Here is a 4,711-nt window from a genome sequence, read left to right as displayed (position 1 = left end):
AAGTGAACGGCGTTACCATTCTTTGGCGGTTTTTTAATTTTTATTCCTGACAAATTTTCTTATTAACATTCCATTCTTGTTTTAACGCCATGGTTCACCGAGCAAAACATTAATTCATAAAACATATGATTAACTCATAAGCATAACTTCAATGTGAATTCAGTGGAGGCTGAGTGGATAGCTGTGTAGTTTGCGCCCTGCAATGGATGTGATTAAGCGCAAAGCCCTTTGGTGTTGAGGCAAGTCGCTATGTCTCTTAAGGACGCCTTTTTCCCTCTACGATGATCTCAAAATGTTATTTCGAAAACTTATCTCAGCCGCAGTATTTTGCTCTGTCGCATTCGTGACTCAGTCCTCATCGGCGTTTGATTTACCTACGTATTTTAAATCTGACAAGATGAACCAAAACCTGCATGTTAAACAATCTTCTTACCGAATTTCCTATCGGGAAGCGCTAAATAGCAAAAGCTTCAACGATCCACAGCAGGCCAATATTAAGCAGGTCATTTTGCAGGATTATCGGCGCTGGCAGGGGGTGAGATATCTCTGGGGCGGTGATTCTAAATATGGCATTGATTGCTCAGCATTTACGCGCCGGGTGCTCGGTGAGCTCTCGGTTAATCTGCCGAGAACAACCTCCGAGCAAATTCATTTCGGTAACCACATTGCAAAGCAGCATCTCAAAATCGGTGATTTGGTTTTCTTTAAAACCTCGCCGGAGACACGACATGTCGGGGTGTATGTGGGGAACGGTCAGTTCATCCATGCATCAAAGAGTATGGGGGTAACGACTTCCCGCCTCAGCGATCGCTATTGGGAAAGCAGTTACGAAACTTCTGTACGCGTGATTTAAGCGTAGATACGCTTCCCTTCTTCGATCTCCTTCACATTCTAGGATAAAAATGAAACCGGTTACTGAAACCGGTTGCGGTTAATAAAAATGGCGTCTTATACTCTGTTCCTTACGCGTCTTATTCAGGGGTAGAGCATGATGAATATCAGTCAATCGCTGTTTAGCTTTATCGAAAATCGAATTAGCCCGGTGGCGGGAAAAATTTCCTCTCAGCGACATATTATGGCGATTCGTGATGGCTTTATTGCCGCCATGCCGTTCATGATTGTCGGTTCGTTTTTACTGGTATTTGTCTATCCCCCGTTTTCCGCTGAGAGTAGCTGGGGTTTTGCACGCAGTTGGCTGGCGCTGTCTGGCAAGTATGAAAGCCAGATCCTAACGCCGTTCAACATGACGATGGGGATCATGTCGATTTACATCACTGCAGCAATTGCTTACAACCTCGCAAGACGCTATCAGCTTGATCCTTTCATGACGGCAATGCTGGCACTGATGGGCTTTTTGCTGGTGTCAGCACCGCAGGCTAACGGAAATATGCCCACCGTTGCGCTGGGCGGCGTGGGGATTTTCACCGCGGTTATCGTGGCGATTTATGTTACGGAGCTCACGCGTTTTCTCAAACATCACAATATTGGAATAAGGCTCCCTCCGCAGGTTCCGGCAAACATCAAACAATCATTCGACCTGCTGATCCCGATTCTTGCCGTCATTATTACGCTGTATCCGATCAGCATGGGCGTGCAGGCACTGTTTGACCAGCTTCTCCCTCAGGCAATTATGGCGCTGTTCCAGCCACTGATTTCTGCCGCTGATTCACTACCGGCGATCTTACTTGCCGTGTTGATTTGCCATCTATTATGGTTTGCTGGGATCCACGGCTCGGCCATTGTTTCTGGCATGTTGCAGGCATTTTGGCTGACGAATTTAGGGTTAAATCAAACCGATCTCGCCGCAGGGCTGCCGCTGACGCACATTATGACGGAGGCGTTCTGGAACTTTTTGATCGTAATTGGTGGTTCAGGCGCAACCTTCGGTTTAGTGCTATTGTTCCTGCGCAGTAAATCCGTGCATCTACGTGCTATGGGGAAACTGAGTCTGGTTCCGAGCATGTTTAATATTAATGAGCCGGTGATATTTGGTACGCCGATCGTTATGAACCCAACCTTCTTTATTCCCTTCATTTTGTCGCCGATGATCAATGCGGTTGTGGCCTACACCGCAGTGACCACTAATCTACTTCCACACATGATTTCATTGGTTCCATGGACATCGCCGGCGCCGATTGGTGCCGCGTGGGCCATGGGCTGGGATTTCCGCGTCACCGTCTTAGTGCTGTTGCTGATGGCATTATCTGCCCTGATTTATTACCCGTTCTTTAAGGTCTATGAGAAGCAACTCTTGGCGCAGGAACAGGCTAATCAGGCACAGGAAGATGAGGAAGCCATCGTGTGGTAACCACGGTAATCACTATTTAGTCTTTTTATTTATAGCGTTAACGGAGTAATAAAAATATGAGCCAATTTCCAAAAGATTTTCTCTGGGGAGCAGCAACGGCGGCGTATCAGGTAGAAGGTGCGCATGACGCTGACGGTAAAGGGTTATCTGTTTGGGACGTATTCTCTCATTTGCCTGGCACCACGCACGAAGGGACAAACGGCGACGTTGCGGCCGACCACTACCATCGTTTTAAAGAAGATGTGGCGCTGATGGCCGAATTGGGGATGACCTCATATCGCTTTTCTATTTCGTGGCCGCGCGTATTGCCGAACGGTACGGGTGAAGTGAACGAAGCTGGGATCAAATTCTACAGCGATTTGATCGATGAGCTTTTGCGCCACAATATTCGGCCGATGATCACGCTGTATCACTGGGATCTTCCTCAGGCTTTGCAGGATAAATTTGGCGGTTGGGCAGGGCGCGAAATCGTTGATGCCTTTGATGAATATGCCCGTCTTTGCTATCAACGCTTTGGCGATCGCGTTGACCTGTGGTCAACGTTTAATGAAACCATCGTATTCATTGGTATGGGGTATTTCACCGGCCAGCATCCACCGAAGCTGAAAGATCCTAAGCTGGGCATTCAGGCCTGCCATCATGTTTTCTTGTCCAACGCACGTGCGGTGAAAAGTTTTCGTGAAATGGGGATCAAAGGCCAAATTGGGTTTGTTAACGTGCTACAACCCAACGATCCGATCAGCCAAGAACCTGAAGATCTCCGCGCTTGGGAAATTGCCGAAGGGATTTACACCCACTGGCTATATGACCCAGTGCTGAAAGGCGAATATCCGCGCGACATGCTAGAGATGGCACAGGCCGCATTTGGCGTGCCTGAATTCCACCCTGGTGATGCCGAATTACTGAAAGAAAACATCGTTGATTTTATCGGTTTGAATTATTACAAGCGTGAAATGGTGGCGCGTAACGACGACGTGCAAGGCTTCGAGCTCAATACTTCGGGCCAGAAAGGCAGCGGTGGCGGAATGGGCTTCAAAGGCTTATTCAAGATCGTGAAAAATCCAAACGGGGTATACACCGATTGGGATTGGGAAATCTATCCAGAAGGCCTGACCGACGCGATCGGTCGCATTCGTCATCGCTACGGTGAAGTGCCTATTTATATTACTGAAAACGGTTTAGGCGCGAAGGATCCGATTGTTGACGGCGCGGTTCTAGATCAGCCACGTATTGACTATCTGAGCGAGCATATTCGCGCTGTTGGTCACGCAATTGAGCAGGGTGCCGATGTTCGTGGCTTCTATCCTTGGTCATTTATTGATTTGCTGTCTTGGCTCAACGGCTACCAAAAACAGTACGGCTTTGTGTATATCGACCGTGAGAATAACTTGGCGCGCAAGAAGAAGCTGAGTTTTGAGTGGTATCAAAAGGTGATCCGCTCAAACGGTGATGAGCTCTAGCGCAGTAAGACTCTGCTGACCTGATTGTCTCCCCGTTTTAGGGGAGACATTGCTTAATTTCTACCAAAAAAAACGGCATTTCCTGCGGTGTTCATGAATCTGTACTACCTTTAATCCTGTAGTTGTTCTATCCAATGACAAACAACAAGGAGTGATTTATGAAAGCAATTAAAGCTATTACCGCAGCGATTCTGGTGAGTTCAGTATCTTTTGGCGCTTTGGCAGCAGAGGAAATCACTAAAGAAGAAGCCGCAAAATATACGAAAATTGGTACCGTAAGCACCACGGCAGAAACCACATCGCCCATGGATGCTAAAGAAGTCTTGTCTAAACTGGCAGACGAAAAAGGCGGTAAATACTACGTGATTATTGCTGGCCGTGAGCACGGCAAAATAAGCGCGATTGCGGAAGTATATAAATAGCCCAAGGCAGTACATATTCTCGAGCGGGGATTGTCCCCGCATTTCTTCTCTCACCATGTTGTCTATTTTTACTTCTGCTCGACCCACCGCTTCTCTGTTATTATGTGCGCCTATGAGTACAAGTCCGCTGGCGCTACGAGTCTATAATCGCGTTCAACAGCAAACTTGCTCCCCCTTATTTTTTGTCTGATTAGAGTAACCGTTGTGACCCAATCTTTTGCTTCCCTGACGCTGCCAGCGGCGCAGCTAGAAAACCTCGCTGAACTTGGCTATGCCTCAATGACCCCTGTGCAGGCCGCTGCATTGCCTGCCATTCTAGAAGGGCGTGACGTTCGGGCGCAGGCCAAAACCGGCAGCGGTAAAACAGCCGCTTTTGGTATCGGTCTGCTACAGCAGATTGACGTTACCCAGTTTACGACTCAGGCGCTGGTGCTGTGTCCAACGCGTGAGCTGGCGGATCAGGTCAGCAAAGAGCTGCGCCGCTTAGCGCGTTTTACCCAGAACATCAAAATTTTGACACT

The 4,711-nt window shown here is 48.0% G+C and carries 5 protein-coding genes; all 5 read left to right on the top strand.

Annotation, left to right across the window (positions count from 1 at the left end):
• Positions 1–292 precede the first annotated feature (292 nt).
• On the top strand, positions 293–853 hold the full coding sequence (locus BN1044_RS06595; protein ID WP_072308034.1) for a C40 family peptidase: 561 nt from the start codon (positions 293–295) through the stop codon (positions 851–853).
• A gap of 138 nt (positions 854–991) precedes the next feature.
• Positions 992–2,308, top strand: coding sequence for a PTS sugar transporter subunit IIC (locus BN1044_RS06590; protein WP_072308035.1), 1,317 nt, complete (start codon positions 992–994; stop codon positions 2,306–2,308).
• 56 nt (positions 2,309–2,364) lie between these two features.
• Positions 2,365–3,768, top strand: coding sequence for a GH1 family beta-glucosidase (locus tag BN1044_RS06585; RefSeq protein WP_072308033.1), 1,404 nt, complete (start codon positions 2,365–2,367; stop codon positions 3,766–3,768).
• A 158-nt stretch (positions 3,769–3,926) separates the two neighbouring features.
• Complete coding sequence (locus BN1044_RS06580; RefSeq protein WP_040046064.1) at positions 3,927–4,190, top strand: YdgH/BhsA/McbA-like domain containing protein; 264 nt, start codon at positions 3,927–3,929, stop codon at positions 4,188–4,190.
• Between the two features lie 204 nt (positions 4,191–4,394).
• Positions 4,395–4,711: DEAD/DEAH box helicase (locus tag BN1044_RS06575; RefSeq protein ID WP_139130907.1), on the top strand; the 317-nt coding region annotated here is incomplete at its 3' end.

Origin of the sequence: Hafnia alvei (assembly GCF_900095695.1) — a bacterium.
Taxonomy (GTDB): Bacteria; Pseudomonadota; Gammaproteobacteria; order Enterobacterales; family Enterobacteriaceae; genus Hafnia; species Hafnia alvei_B.
This window is presented reverse-complemented; position numbering and strand designations above follow the sequence as displayed.